Genomic DNA, 21,259 nt, shown 5'->3' with positions numbered 1-21,259 from the left:
GAACTTCGGACATGGACTGGACGCTGGAAGTCATCGTCGTGCCGGTATCGGATCTCGACCGGGCGAAGCACTTCTACGCCGAGCAGCTCGGCTTCACCGTCGACCACGACACGACGTTCGACGAGAACACCCGCATCATGCAGCTCACCCCACCCGGCTCGGCCTGCTCGATCGTCATGGGCAAGGGCATCGTGAAGGGCGAACCGGGCGCGCTGAAGGGCGTGCAGCTCGTCGTCTCCGACCTGGAGAAGGCCCGCGCACAGCTGGTCGAGCGCGGCGTCGAGGTGGGCGAGATCGTGCGCATGAACGAACAGGACGGTGGGTCGTTCATCTTCTTCGACGACCCGGACGGCAACAGCTGGGCCGTGCAGGAGATCAAGGCCCGCGCGACCGGTGGGGAGTGGAAGTGAAGTACATGCTGGTCAGCTACGGCGGCAACCAGGAGGACTGGGAGGGCCTGGCCGCGTGGTCCGACGAGGACATGCACCGCATGATCGCCTACATGCGCGACCTGGACGCCGAGCTGCGCGCCTCCGGTGAGTTGCTGCAGTCCGAGGGCCTGAGCGGCCCGGCGCGCGCGTTCGTGGTGCGCGGAGGCGACGGCGGCGGTGCGCCGATCGTGGTCGACGGGCCCTTCGCGGAGTCCAAGGAGGTCATCGCCGGGTACTGGGTGGTGGACGTCACCAGCCGCGAGCGGGTGCTGGAGATCGCGGCGAAGTGCTCGGCCTGTCCCGGGCCGGGCGGGTCGATCCTGAACCAGCCGATCGAGGTGCATCCGATCATGGAGGCGCCGGACGTGGATTCGGAGACTTTGGCGCCGTATCAGCAGTAGCGGTGAGGGGCCGGGTCCGCCCGGCCCCTCACGCCGTCACTTCAGGTCGTACGCACGGATGATCGTCTGCTCGACGGAGCCGTTCGCGTCATTGGCCTTCGCCTTCAGCGACACCGACTTGGCGTTCTTCGGGTGCAACACCGCAGCACGCCACTGGTCGCGAACCTTGAACACCAGCGCCTGCTGCCAGGTCTTGCCCTCGTCGTAGGACACCTGGATCTGCGGCGTCCTGATCCCAGCCGAAGACGAGGATCCGTTGCGCTCCACCGTCACCGGGATCGTGAACGCACGACCCGCAGCCGCCCGGTTCTGGTCGTCCAGCTCCGGCGCGAACCGCACCGCCAGCAGCGGCACCGCCTTGTACTCCTCGCCCGCGACGTGCTCGGACGTGAACGTCCAGTCGGTGACGATCCTCGACGACTGCGAGTCGCGGGTGGCCTCGACGTGCGCCTGGTAGGTCTTCTTCTCCGCCGGCACGCCCTGGATGTAGGCGTAGCCCGCGTAGGCCTGGTCGGAGATGACCTTGCCGTCGAGGGTCACGACGGTCCTGCCGACGTGCGTGCCGCCGCCGACGGTGCCGGTCGCGCTGAACATCGGCACGTCGAGACGCAGCTGGTTGCCCAGGCGTCCGGCGAACCGGACGTAGCGCGGGTCGTTCGGCACGGCGGGGCCGTACACGGCGCTGTTCCAGTGCTTGGTGACGGTGCGGCCGAGCTTGTACACCTGTGGCACGGCCGTGTACTGGTAGCCGTGGCCGGGGTACTCGCCGAGCTTCGCGAACTCGGTCACGGAGCCGAGCCACTCGACGTCCGGCGTGTAGAACTCCTTGAGCCGCAACGGAAGCGGACCGGAGGCGCCGTTGTCGCGCTGGCCGATCGAGCCCGGCACGCGGGCGTGGATCACCGAGTCGACCTTGGCCAGTTCGCTGTCCTTCACCGTGCGCTGGACGTTCTCCGGCACGCGGCCGTTCTCGGAGATCCGCACGTTGTACTGGTACGGGCTGCCGTCGAAATAGCCGTTGCCGTCCGGCTTGGCCATGACCGTCTGCGCGTAGAAGTTGAACTTGGGCCACGACGTCTTCGACGGGCGGATGAAGAAACCGTCGAAACGGCCGATGATCCAGGTCGTGCCGGTCAGGCCCCAGTTGGCCTGCATGGCGAAGCCCAGCTCGGCGCTCGACGACGCGGCCTCCTTCTGGTCGACCGTGATGGACGGCTGGTTCGCCTGTCGCGCGTCGAACACCAGGTCGGTGTCGCCCGTGATCTCGATCGCCGGCTCGATCATCGCGGTGCTCGAGCCGCGCTTCGCCGGGTCGGGGTCGCGGGTGTAGACCGAGCCGTCGAAGAAGAACGTCCCCTTGGGCAGGCGCTGGACGATCGTGCCCGACGGGTCGAACCGGAGGTACGCCTGCGGCTGGTTGACGTCGACGAACCGGTAGTTGTAGTCCGGCGTCGGATTGCCGTTGCGGTCGAGGAAGGTCAGCTTCACGTCGTAGCTCTCGACCTCCTTCACCACACCCACCGGTACGCGCGTGCCATCAGATGCCAGGACCACGGCGCCGTAGATCGCGTCCGGCACGGAAGCACGCGTGTCCGCGGTGACGACGGCGTCCGCGGAGCCACCGGCCGGGATCGTCAGCTTCGACGGCGACACGCTGAACAGGCCGGAAGCAGCGGGCTTCACCTCGGCCACGCTGAGGTCGAGCGTCACGGCCGCGTTGCCGTTGTTGCGGTAGGTCAGCTTCTGCGTGATCGGCTTGTCGTCGTCGTGCGGCCAGCGGGCGATGCCCAGCGAGTGGCTGCCGGCGGACGTCGTGACCCCGGCGGACACCGCGCGGCCCACGTCGAGACGTCCGGCGCCCTGCTCGTAGATGGTCAACGACGGGTTGGGCTTCGCCGTGTTCATCAGCGCCGCCTTGATGTCCTCGGCCTTCCACGCCGGGTGCTGGGCGGCGAGAATCGCCGCCGCGCCCGCCACGTGCGGCGTGGCCATCGACGTGCCGGACAACGCCACGTGCGCGTCACCGACAGGCGTGCCGATCTGGCCGTTCTTCGCCTTGGCCGCCACGATCTCCACGCCCGGCGCCGTGATGTCGGGCTTGACCGCGTTGTTCACCCAGCGCGGGCCGCGCGAGGAGAACTCGGCGAGCTTGTCGTCACGGTCCACCGCGCCGACGGTGAGGGCCGCGTCGGCGGCCGCGGGTGAACCCACCGCGCCACCGGAGTTGCCGGCGGCGACCACGAACAGTGCGCCGGTCTGCGCGGTGATCCGGTTGAGCGCCAGCGACATCGGGTCGGTGCCCTCTTCCGGCCACGGGCTGCCGAGGCTCATGTTGACGACCTTGGCCTTGGTGGCGGCCCACTCCATGCCGGCGATGATGTCGCTCTCGCGGCCGCCGCCGTGGTCACCGAGCACCTTGCCGTTGACGATCTTCGCGTCGGGCGCGATGCCCTTGTACGTGCCGTCACCGGTCACGGTCGCGGCGACGTGCGTGCCGTGGCCGGAGCGGTCGTCGGTGGTGTCGCTGTCGCTGAAGTTCTTCGACTCGACGACGGCGCCCGCGAGGTCCGGGTGCGTCTCGTCGACACCGGTGTCGAGCACCGCGACCGTCACGCCGGACCCGGTGAAGCCCTTCTCCCACGCCCGGGGCGCACCGACCTGCGCGGCGCTGCGGTCCAGCGACGCGGTGACCAGGCCGTCGAGCCAGATCCGTCCGGTTCCCGCCGCCCGGGCACCGGACCAGAACCCGCCGTTCTTCTCGACCGTCACGGCGTGCGCGCCGATGCTCGGCAACGACTCCGCGTTGGCCGCGCTGATCCCCTGCCCCTGCACGATCAGCGGAATGGTCTTGCTGGAGGCGTCGTCGTAGCCGGATCTGGCCAGCAGCGAGACGTCGAACAGCCGCTCGTCGAGCTCCCCGGAGTTCAACCCGGCCTGGGCGTCCGAGGGAACGACGTGGAGGTCGCCCCGCGGATCCTTGAACGTCCGGAACGCGATGTTCTGCCTGCCCCTGCCCGCGCGAGGCTGAACCTTGCCGTTGGTGACGACGACCTCGTCACCGGTGACGAGCGTGACCTTGGTGGTCAGCCCGTCCGCACGCACCTCTGGTTGCTGCGGTGCCGCGGAAACAGGAACGGCTGCCGTGGCGGCAACCACGACAGCCGTCAGCCCTGCGGCGAGATGTGATCGTTTCAACGCGAACTCCCCTGGTTCACTGTGGAGGTTGATTAGCCCTCAGTGACTAAGACAGCTCGCAGCGTGGCCGCGTTGCGGCGTGGATCACATCACATATTCACAGAATGGCCCGCTCAACGGCCGCCTCGACGTGCAGGCGGGTGGTCGGGAACACCGGAAGCGGCACGTCGGCCTGGGTGATCAGCAGCTCGATCTCGGTGCAGCCGAGGATGATCCCCTCCGCCCCCTCGAACCGTGAGATCACGTCCTGGTACGCCCGCCTGGACTCGTCCCGGACGACGCCGACGCACAGCTCGTCGTAGATGATCCGGTGCACGGTCGCACGGTCCTCTGTGGACGGAAGCAGGACGCGCAACCCGTGCGACTCCAGGCGTTCGCGGTAGAACGGCTGGTCCATCGTGAACCCGGTGCCGAGCAGGCCGACCGTGGTCAGCCCGGCCTTCTTGATCGCGGCAGCCGTGGTGTCGCCGAGGTGGATCATCGGGATGTCGACGGCGGCCTGCACCTGGTCGAACACCTTGTGCATGGTGTTGGTGCACAGCAGCAGGAAGTCCGCACCGCCCGCCTGTACGCTCGCCGCCGCTTCGGCGAGCGCCTTGCCGGCGTCGTCCCACCTGCCCTCGACCTGCATGCGTTCGATCTCGGCGAAGTCCACGGAGTGCAGCACGACTTTCGCGGAGTGCAGGCCGCCGAGGCGTTCCCGCACGATCGTGTTCGCGAGGCGGTAGTACTCCGCGCTGCTCTCCCAGCTCATCCCGCCGAGCATCCCGATGGTCATCATGCCGCCAGTCAAGCACTCCAGCGCGGGTTGCGGCCGGTGTCGGCCAGGACCCGCTCGAACGGTGACGCGTCGGCCGGTGCCTCGACGGGCGCCTTGAACACGTTCCACTCCTGGGCCATCGGCCCCATCTGGGCGACGAGGCCCGCGACCTCGGCGAGCACCTCGGTGTCGGGCTCGAAGCGCTGTCCGGTCGCCTGCGCGAGGTCCGAGGCGTGGATGGTCAGGTCGAGCAACGCAAGCCCGCCCACGGTCTGTGCGGGCATGTTCATGCTGCCGGCGATGCCCTCGTCCGCTCCGGGCTGCCCCCACGCCTCGACGAGCTTCGCCGTCTCGACGGGGAACTGCGCGCGCCAGTCCGGATAGGACGGGGTGTGGCTGAAGTCGGCGTCCTGCTTGACGGCGAGCTTCTGGAACTCGACGACGACGTGCAGCAGGTGGTCGAGCAGGGCGCGGACGTCGTAGTCAGCGCACGGGGTGGGCTTGGTCAGGTCGTCGTCACCGATGTCCGCGATGACGGGCAGTGCGTGGTCACGGGCACGATCGAGCAGAACGCTGAGCTTCATGGCTCGACGCTATTTCCGCGCGGTTCGGCGTTCTTGAAAAAACGCGCCAACCTAGGATCACTGGCGTGCAGGGGCCGCGCCGGGACACCAGGGGAATCGTGGACGCGCGTGAGCTGTTCGCCCGCGTGCGGTTCCGGCGTCGTCTGCCCTGTGCCGAGCTGCAGCCGTATCTGGAGCATTACTGGCTGATCGACGGTTCGCTCGACACGCCTTACACCTCGCACGTGGTGCCGCATCCGTCCGTGAACCTCGTCTTCGAACACGGGTACGCGCACCCGGAGATCGCCGGTGTCGGGCTCGGGCTCTTCAGCCGGACGCTGCACGGCCGGGTTGCCGTCGCGGGAGTGCAGTTCCGGCCCGGCGGGTTCCGGCCGTTCCGCGCCGAGCCGGTGTCGCACTGGACCGGCCGGCACGTGCGGCTCACCGACGTTCCCGCGGAGCTGGTGCTGGGCGAGGAGGACGAGGACGGGCGCGTCGCCGCACTCGATCGGTTCCTGCTGACGATGGGGCCACACGAGGATCCGCAGGCGACGCTGGCGATGGACCTGGTCCAGCGGATCCGTGACGACCGGGAGATCCAGCGGGTCGCGGACTTCGCGAGCGCCGAGGGTGTGGCGGTGCGGACGATGCAACGGCTGTTCGCGGACTACGTCGGGGTGAGCCCGAAGTGGGTCATCCTGCGCTACCGCATCCACGAGGCGCTGGAACGCGCCGAGTCCGAGGTGGAGTGGGCGCGGTTGGCCGCTGATCTCGGTTACAGCGACCAGGCCCACCTCGTGCGCGACTTCACCCAGACCGTCGGCGTCTCCCCCACGGCGTACGCGCGGGCGCTCAGCTGAAGAACTCGCTCAGCTCGACGAGGATCCCCTCGGGGCCGCGGACGTAGCAGGTCCGCAGGATGTCCTGGTACGTCTCGACGTTGCGCACCAGCTCGGCGCCGTGCGGCCGGAGGCGGGCGAGGGTGTCGTCGAGGTCGTCCACGACGAAAGCGATGTGCCGCAGGCCGAGGGCGTGAATCGGTGCGTGCGAGCTGCCGTCGATGCTCTGCGGCGCCTGGAACTCGCTGAACTCGATCCGGTACCGGTCGTCCGGGGTGCGCAGCATCGCGATCTGGCTGCGGGAGCCGTCGAGCCCGATGACGCCGTCGACGAACGAGCCCTCCATGTGCATCTTTCCTTCGAGCTCCAGGCCGAGCTCCTCGAAGAACGCGACCGCGGCCGCGAGATCGGTGACGGTGATGCCGACGTGGTGCATGGCCTTGACTGCCATTTCGTGTGCCTCCTCGTTGCTCGTACCCCTGGGACGGAGCCGGTGGTGGCATTTCGACACTCTCGCCGGGGTTGCGACCGAAATCCGCTCACCGTGCCAGCAGGGCCGGCACGAGCCGCGCGGTGACCAGGTCACGCGCCGGCCTCCAGTCGTCGGGGAGTTCGGCACGCGGTGGTGGTCCGGGGTCGAAGCGGGGATCGCCGGTGGTGACGATCACCGCGTCGGCTTCGGGGATCAGGGTGACGTGCTGGCCTGCCCAGCCACCGGCGAACGGACCGTGCTCGTCGATCCACATGAGATAGCCGAACGGGCACCCTTCTGGAGAGCCGCCCTGGTTCTGCGGTCGCATCATCTGGGCCGCGTAGCCCGGATCGACGAGGGGCGTCCCGTGCAGACGGCCGCCGTCGAGCCACAGCCGTCCCAGTGCACCCAGTCCGCCGGCGGACAGGCGGAGGTGCGCCCACCCGACGGCGATCCCGTCGGGATCTGTGGACCACTCCCAGTCGCTGATGCCCAGCGGGGTGAACAGCCGTTCCGCCGCGTAGCCGGCCAGCGGCCGCCCGACGAGCTCGGTCAAGGCGGCGCTGAGCAGGTGTGCCGCCACGCCGTCGTACTCGAACCGGACGCCGGGCGCGGTGAGCTGCGGCGCCGAGGCCAGGTGCCTGATCCAGCCGTGCGGTCGTGCCAGGACGGCGTCGACGTCCCATTCACCTGCGGTCTCGCAGCCTCGGGTCATGGTGAGGAGGTGGCGCAGGGTGTGGCGCTCGGCCGGGGTGCCCCGGATGTCGAGCACCTGCCCGAGCGGTGTGTCGAGGTCGGTGACCAGGCCGTCCGCCATCGCGATGCCCACCAGGGTGGAGAGCACGGACTTGGTGATGGAGAAGGTCTCGGCCACCGCCGGGCCGTGGAGGTGGGCGTCGTGCACCAGCTCGCCCGCCACCTCGACCCGCAGGTGACTCGTGTGGCGGTAGCGCGGATCGGCTTCCAGTTCGCGTTGGATGTCCTGGCACAGCCGGGAGATCATTCGCCCTTCGCTTTCGCCGTCACCGCGTCCAGGATCAGCGCGACCGTGCTGGCCAGGTTCGCGCGCAGGTCGTGGTCCTCCGGGGCCAGCGCCCAGCGCGCGCTGAGGCCGTCGACCGCCGAGACCAGCGTCCTCGCCACGGTCTCCACGTCGGTGTCCTCGGCCAGTTCGCCGGCGGCGACTCCCTGTTCGAGCAGCCGGACGAACTGGCCTGTCAGCTCGGTGTAGAACCGGATGAAGTAGGCCCTGATCTCCGGCACGCGGTACGACAGCGAGTACATCTCGAACGTCAGCAGGACCGTGTCGGAGTTGGCGGCCAGCGATTCCGCGAGGCGGTTCATCTGCGCGGTGATGCGCTCGCGCACCGAACCCGGCTCCCCGGCGGCGTCGGCCAGCTGGCGAGGAATCACGCCCTGCATGATCTCGACGAGCGAGATGGCCAGCTCTTCCTTGCTGGCGAAGTACCAGTAGACCGTGCCCTTGCCCAGACCGGCGGCGCGCGCCACGTCGTCCATGCGCGCCTTGTGAAATCCCTTGCCGGCGAAGACCGCCGCGGCCGCGGCGAGGATCTGCGCCCGGCGCTGCTCGGTGGTCGCTTCCTTGCCCATCGGACCTGATCCCTGGCTCAACGGTTGCACCGGTTAATTGTATTGCCTCGACTGACTGGTCGGTCTACCGTTTCCACTCGACCGACCGGTCAGTCGAGAGAAGATCCGGAGGAAACGATGACAACGGTTCTCGTGGTGGGCGCCGGACCGACGGGCCTGACCGCAGCAGCCGAGCTGGCCAGACGCGGCCTCGCCGTGCGGGTCGTCGACCGGCAGAGCAGACCCGCGGTCACGTCGCGGGCACTGGTGGTGCAGAGCCGCACGCTGGAGGTGTTCGACGACATGGGCGTCGTCGAGCAGGTGCTGAGCGCAGGGCGCCCCGCCGACCAGCTCACCGCGGTGATCAAGGGACGGCCGTTCCGGTTCGACCTCGGCGCGCAGCTGTCGGGCGAGTCGGACCTGTACACGGCCTATCCGGATCCGCAGATGATTCCGCAGGACCTCACCGAACGCCTGCTCACCGAGCACCTGCTCGGCCTCGGCGTGCCCGTCGAACGCGGGGTCGTCTTCGAGGACCTCGACCAGGACGAGGACGGAGTCCGGGCACGGCTGCGCCGCTCCGACGGCACGGAGGAAGTCGTCACCGCCCGATGGGTGATCGGTGCCGACGGCGCGCACAGCAGAGTGCGCTCAACGGTGGGCATCCCGTTCGAAGGTGCCACCTACGCCGAGGAGTTCATCCAGGCCGACGCACGGCTCGACTGGGACCTGCCGGACGGTGAGCTGTACATCTTCCCGGCCAAGGACGGCATCTTCGCCGCCTGGGCCATGCCAGGACCGGGCCGGTTCCGCATCTTCGGCAGCGTCCCCGCCGGCGCGCGAGACGACACGGACAACGCACCGACGCTCGCCGACCTGCAAACGCTCATGGATCAACGTTCGTCCGTTCCCGCCCGGATCGCCGAGACCTCGTGGACGGCTCGCTACCGGCTGCACCGCCGCAGCGTGCCCCGCTTCCGCGAGGGCCGGGTGTTCCTCGCCGGCGACGCCGCGCACATCCACAGCCCTGCCGGAGCCCAAGGCATGAACACCGGTATCCAGGACGCGTACAACCTGGCGTGGAAGATCGCCGCCGTCGAACACGGCCACGCTCACGCCGGCATCCTCGACTCCTACTCCGCCGAACGACACCCGGTTGCCACCCAGCTGCTGCGCACCACCGACCGGGGCTTCTCGATCGCGGCCGCCCAGCACCCGCTCGCCCGGCTGGTCCGGGCACTTCAGCCGCGGCTGCTCCCCCACGCCGTGGCGCGGCCCGCGTTCCGCCGCCTGGTGGCGGGTCTGTTCTCCCAGCTGCGCGTCGGCTACCCGGACAGCCCGCTCAACTCCCACGACGGCCCGATGCGGCACGGCCCCCGGCCGGGCGACCGGGCACGTGAGGTCGTGGTGGGCGGGCAGCGGTTGTTCACCTTGCTGCGCGGCACGCATTACACGGTGCTGCTGTTCACCCGCGACGCGGACACCTCACCCGCGCTCGCGCTCGCGGCGACACTGGAGAACCGGTACGGCGCAGCCGTGCACACCCACATCGTGTCGATGCGAGACGGCGCCGGCGCGCTCACCGACTCCGACGGCAGCGCGCACAAGCGATACAGCAACGACACCGCGTACGTCATCAGGCCCGACGGCCACATCGCCTACCGCGGCACCCCGATCCAGCTCGACCTCCTCCAGGCCGACCTGGACCGCAGGGTCGCCCACACGGACCCGATCCCGAGAATTGGACCATTTCAGCACGCCTGATTTGGCTCTGCCAATTGGACCGATCCGGCGGCACAGTGATCGGCATGAGCCTCGCATTCCTGATCACGACGCTGATCGCGGTCGCCACACCCGGCACCGGTGTGCTGTACACGATGTCCGCCGGTCTGGCCCACGGCCGGCGTGCGAGCGTGATCGCCGCGTTCGGCTGCACGCTCGGGATTGTGCCGCAGGTGGTCGCCACTGTCACCGGGCTGGCCGCACTGTTGCACGCGAGCGCGCTGGCGTTCGAGATCGTGAAGTACCTCGGGGTCGCGTACCTGGTGTTCCTGGCGTGGAGCACGTTGCGGGACAAGAGCGAGCTCGTGGTCTCCGCCGACGCGCCGCGGGCGTCGGCGACGAAGATCATCGTCAACGCCGTGCTGCTCAACGTGCTGAACCCCAAGCTGACGATCTTCTTCGTGGCGTTCCTGCCGCAGTTCGCCACCACTCCGGCGCAGATGGTGCAGCTGAGCGCGGTGTTCATGGCGATGACGTTCGCTGGCTTCGTCGTGTACGGGCTCTTCGCCGCGTCGATGCGCGACCAGGTCCTGTCCCGGCCGCGGGTGATGGTGTGGCTGCGGCGGTGCTTCGCCGCCTCGTTCGCGGCGCTCGGCGTGAAGCTCGCCCTCACCTAGTCGCAGGCGGCGGCGCGTTCGAGCAGCAGCGTCTTCTCGCGTTCGTTGCGGGTGAGCGAGGCGGCCTTCTCGAACTCGCCCTTCGCCTCTTTCAACCGGCCGAGCTTGACCAGGAAGTCGCCGCGGACGCTGGGCAGCAGGTGGTAGCCCTGCAACGCCTTCTCGCCGGCGATCTCGTCCACCAGGGCGAGGCCGGCGGCGGGACCGAAGGCCATCGACAACGCCACCGCGCGGTTGAGCTCGACGATCGGTGACGGCGAGATCTGCGCGAGCACCTGGTAGAGCGAGGCGATGCGCTGCCAGTCGGTGTCCTCGGCCTTGCGCGCGCGGGCGTGACACGCGGCTAGAGCGGCCTGCACGTAGTAGGGGCCGGGCGGCTGGTTGAGTGCCTCGGCCCGTTCGAGGGCCTTGAGACCGCGGCCGATGAGCAGCCAGTCCCACTTGCTGCGGTCCTGGTCGAGCAGCAGCACGGGCTCACCGCCGGGACCGGTGCGGGCCTTGGCGCGGGAGGCCTGGATCTCCATCAGCGCGACCAGGCCGTGGACCTCGGCTTCCTTCGGCGCGAGCTCGGCGAGCACCCGGCCGAGCCGCAGTGCCTCCGCGCAGAGCTCGGGGCGCATCCAGTGGTCGCCCTGGGTGGCGGAGTAGCCCTCGTTGAAGATCAGGTAGATCACCTCGAGGACGGACGCGAGCCGCGTCGCCAGTTCGGGGCCTTCGGGGACCTCGAACGGCACACCGGCGTCGGCCAGGGCTTTCTTGGCGCGGACGATGCGCTGGGCCACGGTCGAGTCGCTGACCAGGAACGCGCGGGCGATCTCCTCGGTCTTGAGGCCGCCCAGCATCTTCAACGTCAGCGCCACCCGCGCCTCGGTGCCCAGCACGGGGTGGCAGGCGGTGAAGATGAGGCTCAGCAGGTCGTCGCCGATCTCGTCCTCGATGCCCTCGCTGGCGTCCGGCGTGACCTCCTGGACCTCGCGCCCGATCTCCTCGACCTTGCGGTTGAAGTTCTCCCGCCGCCGGATCTGGTCGATCGCGCGCCGCTTGGCCGTGGTCATGAGCCACGCGCCGGGGTTTTTCGGCACGCCTTCGGCCGGCCACTGCTCCAGCGCCGCGACCAGGGCGTCCTGGGCCATCTCCTCGGCGAGGCCCACGTCGCGCACGTACCGGGCGAGCGCCGCGATGACCTTCGCCGACTCCATCCGCCAGACCGCGTCGATGGTGCGGTGCACCGAGGTGGTAGCCCCCATGGGGGCATCAGACCACAGGCAACTCCCGTATTTCCACGACGCACGCCGGAAGGGGGATGCGCCGGACGCGTTCCACGGCCTCCTCCCAGCTCCTGACGTCGATGAGCCAGTACCCGGACACCCCGAACGCGTGGGGCACCAGGTCGCCCGCGTCGAGCAGGACGCCCGCGCGCAGCAGGGTGTCGGTGTGCAGCGCCGCCAACGGTTTCGGGCTCCTGACGAACACCATGAACCGCACCGGACCTCCTCGTTCTCTCTTCCCTTGCAGAGACGTCGAACGGGAGGTGCCGAAATCGACCGGGTGATCAGCGGCTGAACAGATCTTCGAGTGCGACGGCCACGCCGTCCTCCTCGTTGGTGAGCGTGCGACGGTCCGCGGCGGCGAGCACGGCCTCGTGTGCGTTGGCCATGGCGTACCCGAGGCCGGCCCAGCGCAGGATCGACAGGTCGTTGGGCATGTCGCCGAACGCCACGACGTCAGCGGCGTCGACGCCCCGCTCGGCGCACAGAGCGGCCAGCGCAGCGGCCTTGCCCACGCCGAGCGCGCTGACCTCCAGCAGGCCGTGGCCACCGGAGTGGGTGAACTGCGCTTCGCCGCCGGCGACGGTCTCGGCCGCGGCGACCATGAAGTCCGCGCTGTGTTCCGACGAGTGCGCCAGCAGCTTCACGAACGGCACCGCCCACAGGTCGTCGAGCACCGCGACCGGCTGCTCGGCGGCGGCGTCCTCGGGCATGCGCAGCACGTAGGACGGCTCGTACCTGACGTGGTGGCCGGTCTCGACGCCGAAACCGACCGACGGCACCGCCTCCCGCAGCGTGGCCGCCACCTTGCGGGCGGCGGCCACCGCCAGCGGACGGGAGCCGACGACCTGTCGTTCGCCGATGTCGTAGACGATCGCGCCGTTGCTGCAGATCGCCGTGCCCACCAGACCTGTCGTGAGGGCGTCGACGAACCGCGGCGGCCGTGCCGTCACGAACACGACCTCGGCGCCCGACTCGGTGGCGGTGCGCAACGCGTCGCGCGTGCGGCGCGAGACGGTCCGGTCGTCACGCAGCAGCGTGCCGTCGAGGTCGGTCGCGATCAGCTTCACCCGGTCATTCTGCGGTGAAGTCGGCGACGTGATCACGCGCCCACTGCGCGAACGTCCGGTACGGCTTGCCGGTCACCGCCTCGAAGTCCGGCGACACCACGAACTCGTAGTCGCTGAAGTCGTCCGGCTCGCCACCCTCGTAGCCGCCTAGCCCGAGGATGTAGCGGGCGATCTCCTCCTCCCAGCCGACGCTCATGTAGTAGGCGAGCGCTTCCTCTGCCGTGACGTCGACGAACCGCAGCTCGCGGCCGAGCGCCTCGCCGAGTGCCGCCGCCATGTCCCGCTGGGTGAGCTGCGGTGGGCCGGACAGGTTGTAGGCCTTGCCCGCGTGGCCGTCCTCCAGCAGGGCCTTGACCGCCACCTCGGCGATGTCGGCCTCATGGATCGGCTGGCCGAACACGTCCGGGTCGGGGTGCACGATCGTGCCGTCCGTGCGGATCGAGGGCCCCCACAGGTCGATCTTGTTGGTCGCGAACTCGCCGGGCCGCAGGTGGGTCCACTCGAGGCCGGACGCCTCGACGGCCTGCTCGACCGGCAGGTGGTGGCTGGTGTCGTAGCCGTAGGTCACCGCACCCGATGACAGCGTCACGATCCTGCGCACGCCCGCCTTCACCGCGCGGTCGACCACTTCCTGCGCGGTCGGCGGGTGCACGAACAGGTAGAGCTTGTCCACGCCGTCGAACGGGAGGCTGTCCGGGTCGTCGAGGTCGGCTTTCACCACCTCCACGCCGTCGAACGGGAGGCTGTCCGGGTCGTCGAGGTCGGCTTTCACCACCTCCACGCCGTCCGGGAAGTTCGCCTTGGCGGGATTGCGCGTCACCGCCCGCACGTGGCCCGTCAGTCCTCGCACCACCAACCGGCCGAGGTGGCCCGTCGCGCCGGTCACCAGGATCGTCATCGCATGCCCCCTTCGATTCCGTCCAGCAGCTTCTCCAGCCCGTAGTCGAACGACTTCCGCACGCTGTCCGCGAGCGTGCCCTCGATGTCGTAGGCGCCGGCGTTCCACAGGCTCGTCATGGTCGGGTAGCGCTCGACGTCGAAGTAGTCGTCCCAGAACAGCTGTCGCGAGCCCCACCACGAGTCACCGGACTCACCGGTCACGACCTCGAGCTGCCGATCGTCCACTTCGGACGCGGCCGCGCCGTGGACGAACCCCTCGACCGCCACGTGCGCGATGGTCACCTGCCGCGGCTCCAGACCGGAGTCGGCCAGCGCCGCGAGCACGAACTCCTGGCCGTCCATCAGTCCCGGCCCGAGCGGCGGGCGCACCATCGACACGTCACGCATCCACGGGTGTGCCTGGTAGACCGCGCGTGTGCGGTCGGCGTAGTGCTTGATGCGTTCACGCCACGTGCCGTCGGGCGTGAGATCGCGTTCCTGCAGCACGGTGTCGGCCATCAGGTCGATGAGCTCGGCCTTGCCGGGCACGTGCGTGTAGAGCGACATCGTGCCGACCGACAGTTCCTGTGCGACGCGGGCCATCGACATCGCGCCGAGCCCTTCGCGGTCGGCCACCGCGATCGCCGCGGCGACGATCTGGTCGACGCTCACCTTCGGCTTCCTGCCGACCGCTTTCGGCTCCGGCGGCGTGCGCCAGAGCAACGCGAGCGTCCTGGCCGGGTCTCCCCCGCCGCTGCGTTCGGCTGCCATCCGTCCACCCCATTTCCGTAGGCCATACGGAAACAATACCGTACGTCCTACGGAAATGGGGTGTCACTCGACGTACCAGGTGACTCGCACGCTGCCCGGCGCCCTGTCGCGCAGCTCAGCGCACACCACATACGGCACAAAAACGCCCGTGTGCCGGCACATCCGCTCAGCACCGAGCGGGCTAGCCGGGGTGAAGCCCCGAGACGTGAGGTGTGCGCGCATCACCTCGCCGGCTCGATCGCCCGTCGCGTCCAGGTCGCGCCAGCAGTAGCCGCACCCGCCATCGCCCTCGACCACCCGCACACCGGACGGTCCTGGCAGCACGCCCTCCGACTCGGGCTTGACGAAGTCGTGGTCGAGCACCTTGATCCCGGTGGCCAGCAGGCCCAGGGTCACCACGGCGAGCAGGGTCAGGACGCCGGCCGGCTGGCGGCGTTCCACCACCGCACCGGTCTCGCACACGAGCGCCGCCAGCAGGGGGTAGAGCCACAACAGGTCGAGCGGTGAAGGCACCCACGGCCCGGACCACCACAACACGCGCGGCGCCACGAACCACTCCAGCGAACCCAGCAGGACGAGTCCGACGATCAGTCCGGTCCGCCGGGTGCGGGCCAGCGCCACGCACCACACCAGCGTCGGAAGGACGGCCGACATCGAGACGTCGCCCAAGGCGGTGATGATCACCGCCGCGACCGCCGGCACCGTCCGCCACCAGTGCGTCGCCACCAGCTCGCGCACACTTCCCCCAGTCACGGGGGGCAAGCATGCAGAAACGCCGCCCCTGGAAGGGACGGCGTTTCCTCTTGAACCGGCAGGTCCGTCAGCGGCTCATGACCGCCAGGCCAGGGTGGTCAGCATTTCCTTGCCGCGCTCGGCGTTGCGAGGGTGGCTCAGGACGTCGTAGCGGCCCGCCACCAGCTGCGTGGTCGACGCGAAGTCGCGACGGCCGCGCTGGGCCGAGTAGCGGATCGCGGCACCGGCCAGACCGAAGACGGTACCGACGACCAGACCCGTGACGATCGGGGCGAGAGCGCCGCCGGTCGAGAACAGGCCCAGCAGCAGACCGACGAACAGACCGAACCAGGCACCCGACGCGGCACCCGCGCCGAGGACGCGGCCCCAGGTCAGGCGGCCGGTGACGCGTTCGACGATCATCGGCTCGACGCCGACGATGGTGACGTCGGCGACCGGGAAGTCGTTGTCAGCCAGGTGGTCGACAGCTCGCTGCGCCTCTTCGTAGGTCGCGTAGGAACCGATCGGCCAGCCCGTGGGCGGGGTGGGCAGAGCGTTGACGCCTGCGGCGTTGGTGGCTCCTGCGGTGAACGGAGTCGCGGTGGTCATGTGCAACACCTCCGATATGCGATCCCCTTATGTTCAGTACTACGAACGCGCACCCACCGGTGTTCCCGGAATTGCGCCGATGTGACTCAGCTCCCTCTCGGTAAGCGAGATGTCCAGCGATTCCAGCGTTTCCGCGAGGTTTTCAACCTGAGAATTCTCAGGTTCCGCTCCCGCGTGTTCAATCGTGAGCGTGGAGCCGACCAGACGGCGGCTCAGACCCGGTGCGAGCCGCATGACGACCAGCTGGCGGCTGAACGGCGACCGCTCGTGCGTGGCGACGTAGTAGTTGGCCATCGTGTAGTCGATGGGCTGCTGCTCGACGTCGTCCTCGAACGCGTGCTGCAGCTGCCAGCCGTCCGCTGACTGCTTCTCCAGCACCCAGCGCCGGTCGACGCGCCGCAACCGGTGCGGCCACCCGGCCTGGTCCACTACCGCGCCGTCGACCAGCGGCATCGGGTGCAGCATCCCGGCGCCGAAGCCGACGTCGACGAGGTGATTGTCCACGATCGACATGAAGTGCGTGCGCGGCCCGGTCATCACCCGGCTCATCCGCCGCGCGACCGCGTACCCGAGACGTTCCAGCACAGCGGTGAACAGCAGCTGGTGTTCGTAGCAGTAGCCGCCACGGCGACGGCCCACGAGCTTGGCCTGGATGTCGGCCAGGTCCAATGACGGCACGCGACCGAGCATCACGTCGATGTTCTCGAACGGGATGGCGCGTACGTGCGCCTCATGCAATTCCTTCAGAGAACTCGACGAAGACGCTCCCGTGCGTGCGAAGTACGCGTCCAGATCGACCAGATCGGTCTGCCACATGTTCGTTCCCCCTAACGTTCACCAATTCGAACGGTTCCTGGCCGCCAGCCATTCCTCCCTGGTCAACGCGTACTCGACCTCACCGTGCTCACTACCGGGCAGCGGTTCGTCCCAGTCGAGGTGGAACGTGCGCACGTGCCGCAGCCCGCACTTCTCCATCACGCGGCGCGATCCGGCGTTCACGAACATCGTGGTGGCGACGACCCGCTGCACCCCGCCGGTCGTGAAACCGCGCTCGATCAGAGCTTTCCCGCCCTCGGTGGCGTACCCGAGACCCCAGAACCCGCGGTGCAGCCGGTAGCCGAGCTCGGCCGTGCCGTCGCCGGTCTCCAGGAACTCGAACCAGCCGACGAACCGGCCGCTGGACTTCTCGATCGCCGCGCGGAAGCAGTCGTCGGCGAGCACGTCCTCCGGCTTGTCCTGGTCGAGGAACCGCATCACCTCGGGATCGCCGTGCAGCCTCCGCAGTTCCGGCAGGTCGTCGGGCACCAGCGGGCGCAGCGTCAGGCGTTCGGTCTCCACAACCGAGATCCTGACGCCGCTGTCCATCCGTTTACGGCACGTCCCCGGGCTTGATCGTCTCCAGCACCGTGCCGGCCGCGTCGCGCACGACGACACGTGCGTCGGGGTGCCGGTCGATCAGCGGCGCGACGAGGACGAACGTGCCGTTGCCGATCGAGGCCGGCAGGTCGGCCGTGCCGGGCCGGGTGTAGGTGATCGACGCGACGCGCGGATCGGTGATCAGGCCGGTGGCCGCGGCGGTGTTGCTCACCAGGTGGTCCACCTCCCCGTCTTCCCGCAGCGTCTCCGGTGCGAAGTCGTAGAAGGCGCCGACCGAGGCGATGGTCTCGCCGCGGACCTCGTCCAGGTCGTCGCGGTCGAGCACCCTGCCCTTCACCGGTTTGCCCTGGTCCATGCAGTAGAGCAGCAGGTCGCCGAACCGGCCGAGCCGGACGGTGCTGGTGGCGCTGAGCCGGACGGTGAGGGTGTGGGCGAACTGGGCGGCGTCCGGGATCGGCCGGTCGCGCACGCACTCGGCGAGCTTGAGCGCCTCGGGTGTGCTGCGGTCCGCGGGTGGCAGCGGCCGGTCGACGACGGACGCGGTCGGTTTCGGGACGCCCCGCACGGCGAAGTGCTCGCCGTTGGCCAGCGCCTGCGTGCCGTTCTCTGCCTTGGTGAAGCCGCTCGGGGCCAGGAAGAGCCCGTCGACCAGCGCGGGCCCGGTGTTGTCGGTGCCCCGGTCGCCGATGCGGGCGAGGCTCAGGAACTTCACGTCCGGCGAGACCAGCCCCGCCATGGTGCCGCTGGGCGTGGTGAACAGGATCCTCACCTTGCGGCGGCCCTCTTCGAGCTGGACGGGGTCCGGGTTGGAGATCGTGGTCGTGGTGACGGTGTTCGCGCAGAAGAACACTCCAGTCGGGCCGCGGAAGGCGGTGAGGACCGTGCCGGCCTTGTGGCTGGTGGCGATGGTCTGCCACGCCGAAACAGGCGGGTGGGCCTTGGCGGCGGCCACGCACCGTGACAGGACGTCCGGGTCGACCCTGCCGCGTTCGACGTGGTTGATCACCGCGCGGTCCTTGCCGACCAGCTCGCCGTTGTCGGGGTAGGAGGGCGGACCGGCGACCTCGGCGTTGCCGCCGAGCAGTGCCTGCGTGGCGAAGACCGCGCCCGCGGCCAGGAGGCTGACGCCGGCGGCGATCAGGGTCTGCCTGCCGGCGCGGGCGCCGGGAGCCATGCCCTCGGAGAGGCGGCGGCGGGCGCGCATCCGGACGTCGTCGGGCAGGGTGCGGTTCTCGGGCAGCTGGTCGATCACGGCGTGTCCTCCGAGGTCAGCTCGCGCAGGTGGGCACGGGTGCGGGAGACGCGGGCGCGGACGCTCGACTCGGCGATGCCGAGGAGCGTGGCGGCGTCGGCGGTCGAGACGTCGCCGAGCAGGCACAGCTGGGCGATCTCCCGCTCGGACGGCGGCAGCTTCGCGATGGCCGCCACCACCAGGGCGAGGCGGCGCTGGGCGTCGGTGCGGGCGGCGACCTCGTCGGCGTGGTCGCGCTCGTGCTGCGGGGCGAGCCTCGCGACCAGCCGCACCGCTCTGCGGGACGCGCGCCACTCGGTGCGGACGCGGTTCGCCGTCACGGTGTAGAGCCAGGGCAGGGCGGAGTCGCGCACCAGCTGGGCCTCGCCGCGCTTGCGCCAGGCCGTCAGGAAGGTCGCGGAGAGCAGGTCCTCCGCCTGCGACCAGGAGGCGGTCAGCCGGTAGGCGTAGTTCCACACGGCCTCGGCGTGGCGTTCGAAGAGCTCGGTGAACGCGGCGTGGTCACCTCGGGCGATCTGTTCCCACAGTTGCGCGTCCGGCGGCGGCCCCACGTCCGCACGCTCGGTCGTCTCAGTCATCACACTCCGCCTGGGGCCGTCACCGCACAGTGTGCTGCGTGACGTGGGTCACGCCGTACCAGGGCGTAACCCCTCACGGAAGGCGCGCGGAACCGCGATGGCAAGATCTTCGCGTGCCGATCGAGCAGCAGCCCGGCAGTGTTGAGCCGGAGACCCAGGTGTTCGCGAAGATCACGACGACCAAGGAACCGGAAGCGGCAACCATCCCCGCCACCACTCCCGTGGAGGCTCCCCCGGCGCCCAGGCCGGCGCCCGCACGCCAGCCGAAGTCGCTGACACGGCGGATCGCCCGCCGGATCCTCGGCCCGACCCTGATGACGAAGAAATAGCCTCGGCTACCGGTCGGGGACCTGACCGATCCCACCGCAGACCCGGCAGGCGGTCCGGTCCTCGTTGAGCCCAGAACCAAGGCAACGGCTGCACTCCTTCACAGAACAACAGTGTCCGCTTCTACTCCGAGTGGACGCAGCCGCCAAGCAGGGACCGTCCCGACAATAATGGGTGACCCCCACTGTTCACGCTCGGTGATCAGGCCGTGGTGGACGGTCCCGCCGGAATCTCGTTGGCACGTGCGACATTCCCTGCGACGACGCCTCCGCGGTCACCGTTCGGAAGCTTCCACCAGCCCGAACAGCCACGGGGGCACGGGTGCGACATCTCGTGCAGCACAAGCCCTTCCGGCCCCGGAACGGGTTGCTGCCACGACATGGTCCCCGTGCCGCCACACAGCAGGCAGCTGTCCTCTTCACACTCCACGCAAGGTAATTACTCCACACGGGACACTGACCACAATCACTGGATCGAGGGGAGATCACCGATGGCGGTCGCGGTTGTGACGGGAGCGGGTTCCGGCGTGGGTCGTGCGGCGGCGCGAACCCTGCTGGCTGCGGGATTCCAGGTGGCGTTGGCCGGGCGGCGCGAGGACGCGCTGCACGAGACCGCCGAGGGTTTCGCCGAGACCGCCCTGGTTGTACCGACCGATGTGTCGCGTGAGGACTCGGTCGTCGCGTTGTTCGCGGCCGTGGTCGAGCGGTGGGGACGCGTGGACGTGCTGTTCAACAACGCGGGCACGAACGTCCGCGCCACGCCGATCGAGGACTTCAGCCTCAGCGCGTGGGAGAAGGTCGTCGGTGTGAACCTGACCGGCGCGTTCCTGTGCGCCCGCGAGGCGTTCAGGGTGATGAAGACCGGCGGCGGTGGCCGGATCATCAACAACGGCTCGATCTCGGCGACGGTGCCGCGCCCGCACGCGGTGGCGTACAACGCGACCAAACACGCGATGACCGGGCTGACCAGGTCGCTGTCGCTGGAGGGCCGCGCGCACAACATCGCGTGCGGACAGATCGACATCGGCAACGCCGCGACGGCGCTGACCGAGCGGATGGGCCAGGGCGTGCTGCAGGCGAACTTCGAGACCAGGCCGGAGCCGACGTTCGACGTGCAGCACGTGGCCGACGCGGTGCTGTACCAGGCTCAGCTGCCGCTCAACGCGAACGTGCAGTTCATGACCGTGATGGCCACGACCATGCCTTACATCGGCAGGGGTTGAGCCTGGTAGAGGCCTCCGCCGCGCTCCAGCAGCCCGAGATCCACGAGGTAGCGGCGGATGGTGACGTGGTCGATCTCCCCGCCCTCGCACCACGCCTGCAGCCGCTCGTTGATCTCGTTCTCCTCGTAGTACGTCTGCGGCACGAACGCCTTGGACGCGATGTGCTCGAGGATCTTGCGGCGGCGGTCGTGCGCGACCGGCAGCGAGATCAGCCTGTCGCCGCGCACGAACGGCGCCAGCCCGTCGGCGGGCATCGGCTCGGTGAGCGTCGCGGCCAGCGGCTTCAGGTCGGCAGGCCGGGCCGGGTCCCCCTCGACCAGCCCGGCCTCGCGGAGCTTGCGCAGTGCGGTGCCGGCGTCCTTGACCGACAGCCCGGACGCGGCGGCGACGTCGGCCAGGGTTCCCGCACCGAGGACGACGGCGGCGAACGCCCGCAGCCTCGACGGTTCGGCCAGCACGCGCACAACGGTTTCCGGAGTGGTCATGCCTGCGAACCTAACGCCGCCGTCCACCGATTTCAGCGG

25 protein-coding genes are annotated in these 21,259 nt (G+C 69.5%); 7 read left to right on the top strand and 18 right to left on the bottom strand.

The genetic code is table 11. From position 1 onward, the window contains the following. Positions 1 to 11 precede the first annotated feature (11 nt). Both C8D87_RS00710 and C8D87_RS00705 read left to right on the top strand, forming a co-directional pair. The gene (locus tag C8D87_RS00710) at positions 12 to 410 is read left to right on the top strand and encodes a VOC family protein (RefSeq protein ID WP_109637009.1); all 399 of its coding nucleotides are present in this window, start codon (positions 12 to 14) and stop codon (positions 408 to 410) included. Between the two features lie 5 nt (positions 411 to 415). Next, on the top strand, positions 416 to 832 hold the full coding sequence (locus tag C8D87_RS00705) for a YciI family protein (protein WP_112226188.1): 417 nt from the start codon (positions 416 to 418) through the stop codon (positions 830 to 832). A gap of 36 nt (positions 833 to 868) precedes the next feature. Here C8D87_RS00705 and C8D87_RS00700 read toward each other — a convergent pair whose 3' ends face one another. The 3 genes from C8D87_RS00700 to C8D87_RS00690 all read right to left on the bottom strand — a co-directional run bounded on the left by C8D87_RS00700 (position 869) and on the right by C8D87_RS00690 (position 5,371). Further along, on the bottom strand, positions 869 to 4,027 hold the full coding sequence (locus C8D87_RS00700) for a S8 family serine peptidase (RefSeq protein ID WP_170166267.1): 3,159 nt from the start codon (positions 4,025 to 4,027) through the stop codon (positions 869 to 871). Positions 4,028 to 4,124: 97 nt separating this feature from the next. Then, positions 4,125 to 4,808 (bottom strand): aspartate/glutamate racemase family protein, encoded by a 684-nt coding sequence (locus C8D87_RS00695; protein WP_112225136.1) that lies wholly within the window; start codon positions 4,806 to 4,808, stop codon positions 4,125 to 4,127. Between the two features lie 8 nt (positions 4,809 to 4,816). After that, entirely contained in the window at positions 4,817 to 5,371 is a 555-nt protein-coding gene (locus C8D87_RS00690; protein WP_112225135.1) for a TIGR03086 family metal-binding protein, read from the bottom strand. A gap of 65 nt (positions 5,372 to 5,436) precedes the next feature. Here C8D87_RS00690 and C8D87_RS00685 point away from each other — a divergent pair, with 65 nt between their 5' ends. Further along, on the top strand, positions 5,437 to 6,210 hold the full coding sequence (locus C8D87_RS00685) for a helix-turn-helix domain-containing protein (RefSeq protein ID WP_112225134.1): 774 nt from the start codon (positions 5,437 to 5,439) through the stop codon (positions 6,208 to 6,210). On the opposite strand, the gene C8D87_RS00680 is transcribed toward C8D87_RS00685, so the two are convergent. The 3 genes from C8D87_RS00680 to C8D87_RS00670 form a co-directional block, all read right to left on the bottom strand. Next, the gene (locus C8D87_RS00680; RefSeq protein WP_112225133.1) at positions 6,203 to 6,640 is read right to left on the bottom strand and encodes a VOC family protein; all 438 of its coding nucleotides are present in this window, start codon (positions 6,638 to 6,640) and stop codon (positions 6,203 to 6,205) included. The genes C8D87_RS00685 and C8D87_RS00680 overlap by 8 nt on opposite strands. 88 nt (positions 6,641 to 6,728) lie before the next feature. Continuing rightward, complete coding sequence (locus C8D87_RS00675) at positions 6,729 to 7,664, bottom strand: serine hydrolase domain-containing protein (RefSeq protein WP_112225132.1); 936 nt, start codon at positions 7,662 to 7,664, stop codon at positions 6,729 to 6,731. Next, positions 7,661 to 8,302 (bottom strand): TetR/AcrR family transcriptional regulator, encoded by a 642-nt coding sequence (locus C8D87_RS00670; RefSeq protein ID WP_146771586.1) that lies wholly within the window; start codon positions 8,300 to 8,302, stop codon positions 7,661 to 7,663. Before C8D87_RS00670 ends, C8D87_RS00675 begins: the two co-directional genes overlap by 4 nt. A gap of 87 nt (positions 8,303 to 8,389) precedes the next feature. Here C8D87_RS00670 and C8D87_RS00665 point away from each other — a divergent pair, with 87 nt between their 5' ends. Beyond that, positions 8,390 to 10,015, top strand: coding sequence for an FAD-dependent oxidoreductase (locus tag C8D87_RS00665; RefSeq protein WP_112225130.1), 1,626 nt, complete (start codon positions 8,390 to 8,392; stop codon positions 10,013 to 10,015). Between the two features lie 44 nt (positions 10,016 to 10,059). Beyond that, complete coding sequence (locus tag C8D87_RS00660) at positions 10,060 to 10,650, top strand: LysE family translocator (RefSeq protein ID WP_112226187.1); 591 nt, start codon at positions 10,060 to 10,062, stop codon at positions 10,648 to 10,650. Here C8D87_RS00660 and C8D87_RS00655 read toward each other — a convergent pair. The 11 genes from C8D87_RS00655 to C8D87_RS00605 form a co-directional block, all read right to left on the bottom strand. Beyond that, positions 10,647 to 11,897: an RNA polymerase sigma factor gene (locus C8D87_RS00655; RefSeq protein WP_112225129.1), complete on the bottom strand. Its 1,251-nt coding sequence runs from the start codon at positions 11,895 to 11,897 to the stop codon at positions 10,647 to 10,649. The two genes, C8D87_RS00660 and C8D87_RS00655, sit on opposite strands and share 4 nt — an antisense overlap. A gap of 7 nt (positions 11,898 to 11,904) precedes the next feature. Beyond that, positions 11,905 to 12,135: a YciI family protein gene (locus tag C8D87_RS00650; protein ID WP_109637019.1), complete on the bottom strand. Its 231-nt coding sequence runs from the start codon at positions 12,133 to 12,135 to the stop codon at positions 11,905 to 11,907. A 67-nt stretch (positions 12,136 to 12,202) separates the two neighbouring features. After that, positions 12,203 to 12,988 carry an HAD family hydrolase gene (locus tag C8D87_RS00645; RefSeq protein ID WP_215732120.1) on the bottom strand — a complete coding sequence of 262 codons (786 nt, stop codon included), beginning with the start codon at positions 12,986 to 12,988 and terminating at the stop codon, positions 12,203 to 12,205. 4 nt (positions 12,989 to 12,992) lie between these two features. Continuing rightward, positions 12,993 to 13,886 (bottom strand): NAD(P)H-binding protein, encoded by an 894-nt coding sequence (locus tag C8D87_RS00640; protein WP_112225128.1) that lies wholly within the window; start codon positions 13,884 to 13,886, stop codon positions 12,993 to 12,995. Beyond that, on the bottom strand, positions 13,883 to 14,638 hold the full coding sequence (locus C8D87_RS00635) for a TetR/AcrR family transcriptional regulator C-terminal domain-containing protein (protein WP_112225127.1): 756 nt from the start codon (positions 14,636 to 14,638) through the stop codon (positions 13,883 to 13,885). Before C8D87_RS00635 ends, C8D87_RS00640 begins: the two co-directional genes overlap by 4 nt. Before the next feature lie 63 nt (positions 14,639 to 14,701). Beyond that, on the bottom strand, positions 14,702 to 15,391 hold the full coding sequence (locus tag C8D87_RS00630) for a hypothetical protein (protein WP_233441835.1): 690 nt from the start codon (positions 15,389 to 15,391) through the stop codon (positions 14,702 to 14,704). Between the two features lie 75 nt (positions 15,392 to 15,466). Then, positions 15,467 to 15,979 (bottom strand): YflT domain-containing protein, encoded by a 513-nt coding sequence (locus C8D87_RS00625; RefSeq protein WP_109637023.1) that lies wholly within the window; start codon positions 15,977 to 15,979, stop codon positions 15,467 to 15,469. A 39-nt stretch (positions 15,980 to 16,018) separates the two neighbouring features. Beyond that, positions 16,019 to 16,795: an arylamine N-acetyltransferase family protein gene (locus C8D87_RS00620; protein WP_109637024.1), complete on the bottom strand. Its 777-nt coding sequence runs from the start codon at positions 16,793 to 16,795 to the stop codon at positions 16,019 to 16,021. An 18-nt stretch (positions 16,796 to 16,813) separates the two neighbouring features. Next, positions 16,814 to 17,344, bottom strand: coding sequence for a GNAT family N-acetyltransferase (locus tag C8D87_RS00615; protein ID WP_109637025.1), 531 nt, complete (start codon positions 17,342 to 17,344; stop codon positions 16,814 to 16,816). 4 nt (positions 17,345 to 17,348) lie between these two features. After that, complete coding sequence (locus C8D87_RS00610) at positions 17,349 to 18,608, bottom strand: hypothetical protein (protein ID WP_112225125.1); 1,260 nt, start codon at positions 18,606 to 18,608, stop codon at positions 17,349 to 17,351. Continuing rightward, positions 18,605 to 19,186: an RNA polymerase sigma factor gene (locus C8D87_RS00605; RefSeq protein WP_109637027.1), complete on the bottom strand. Its 582-nt coding sequence runs from the start codon at positions 19,184 to 19,186 to the stop codon at positions 18,605 to 18,607. The genes C8D87_RS00610 and C8D87_RS00605 overlap by 4 nt, the downstream gene beginning before the upstream one ends. 113 nt (positions 19,187 to 19,299) lie before the next feature. Here C8D87_RS00605 and C8D87_RS00600 point away from each other — a divergent pair, with 113 nt between their 5' ends. Together C8D87_RS00600 and C8D87_RS00595 are read left to right on the top strand one after the other, a co-directional pair. Further along, a complete protein-coding gene (locus C8D87_RS00600; protein ID WP_109637028.1) occupies positions 19,300 to 19,515 on the top strand; it encodes a hypothetical protein in 216 nt (71 codons plus the stop codon). A 488-nt stretch (positions 19,516 to 20,003) separates the two neighbouring features. After that, the gene (locus C8D87_RS00595) at positions 20,004 to 20,735 is read left to right on the top strand and encodes an SDR family oxidoreductase (protein WP_112225124.1); all 732 of its coding nucleotides are present in this window, start codon (positions 20,004 to 20,006) and stop codon (positions 20,733 to 20,735) included. Here C8D87_RS00595 and C8D87_RS00590 read toward each other — a convergent pair. After that, positions 20,717 to 21,220 (bottom strand): DUF2087 domain-containing protein, encoded by a 504-nt coding sequence (locus C8D87_RS00590; RefSeq protein ID WP_109637030.1) that lies wholly within the window; start codon positions 21,218 to 21,220, stop codon positions 20,717 to 20,719. The two genes, C8D87_RS00595 and C8D87_RS00590, sit on opposite strands and share 19 nt — an antisense overlap. Between the last annotated feature and the right edge of the window lie 39 nt (positions 21,221 to 21,259).

Source organism: Lentzea atacamensis (genome assembly GCF_003269295.1).
Taxonomy (GTDB): domain Bacteria; phylum Actinomycetota; class Actinomycetes; order Mycobacteriales; family Pseudonocardiaceae; genus Lentzea; species Lentzea atacamensis.
The sequence above is the reverse complement of the archived record's forward strand: the minus strand, read 5'-3'. Positions and strand labels throughout refer to the sequence as shown.

Bases quoted from the DNA above. Each gene is read 5' to 3' on its own strand.
- C8D87_RS00640 (WP_112225128.1), bottom strand. From the start codon at position 13,886: ATGACGATCCTGGTGACCGGCGCGACGGGCCACCTCGGCCGGTTGGTG.
- C8D87_RS00595 (WP_112225124.1), top strand. From the start codon at position 20,004: ATGGCGGTCGCGGTTGTGACGGGAGCGGGTTCCGGCGTGGGTCGTGCG.
- C8D87_RS00680 (WP_112225133.1), bottom strand. From the start codon at position 6,640: ATGGCAGTCAAGGCCATGCACCACGTCGGCATCACCGTCACCGATCTC.
- C8D87_RS00605 (WP_109637027.1), bottom strand. From the start codon at position 19,186: ATGACTGAGACGACCGAGCGTGCGGACGTGGGGCCGCCGCCGGACGCG.
- C8D87_RS00655 (WP_112225129.1), bottom strand. From the start codon at position 11,897: ATGGGGGCTACCACCTCGGTGCACCGCACCATCGACGCGGTCTGGCGG.
- C8D87_RS00710 (WP_109637009.1), top strand. From the start codon at position 12: ATGGACTGGACGCTGGAAGTCATCGTCGTGCCGGTATCGGATCTCGAC.
- C8D87_RS00635 (WP_112225127.1), bottom strand. From the start codon at position 14,638: ATGGCAGCCGAACGCAGCGGCGGGGGAGACCCGGCCAGGACGCTCGCG.
- C8D87_RS00615 (WP_109637025.1), bottom strand. From the start codon at position 17,344: ATGGACAGCGGCGTCAGGATCTCGGTTGTGGAGACCGAACGCCTGACG.
- C8D87_RS00695 (WP_112225136.1), bottom strand. From the start codon at position 4,808: ATGATGACCATCGGGATGCTCGGCGGGATGAGCTGGGAGAGCAGCGCG.
- C8D87_RS00675 (WP_112225132.1), bottom strand. From the start codon at position 7,664: ATGATCTCCCGGCTGTGCCAGGACATCCAACGCGAACTGGAAGCCGAT.
- C8D87_RS00665 (WP_112225130.1), top strand. From the start codon at position 8,390: ATGACAACGGTTCTCGTGGTGGGCGCCGGACCGACGGGCCTGACCGCA.
- C8D87_RS00620 (WP_109637024.1), bottom strand. From the start codon at position 16,795: ATGTGGCAGACCGATCTGGTCGATCTGGACGCGTACTTCGCACGCACG.
- C8D87_RS00625 (WP_109637023.1), bottom strand. From the start codon at position 15,979: ATGACCACCGCGACTCCGTTCACCGCAGGAGCCACCAACGCCGCAGGC.
- C8D87_RS00690 (WP_112225135.1), bottom strand. From the start codon at position 5,371: ATGAAGCTCAGCGTTCTGCTCGATCGTGCCCGTGACCACGCACTGCCC.
- C8D87_RS00590 (WP_109637030.1), bottom strand. From the start codon at position 21,220: ATGACCACTCCGGAAACCGTTGTGCGCGTGCTGGCCGAACCGTCGAGG.
- C8D87_RS00705 (WP_112226188.1), top strand. From the start codon at position 416: ATGCTGGTCAGCTACGGCGGCAACCAGGAGGACTGGGAGGGCCTGGCC.
- C8D87_RS00660 (WP_112226187.1), top strand. From the start codon at position 10,060: ATGAGCCTCGCATTCCTGATCACGACGCTGATCGCGGTCGCCACACCC.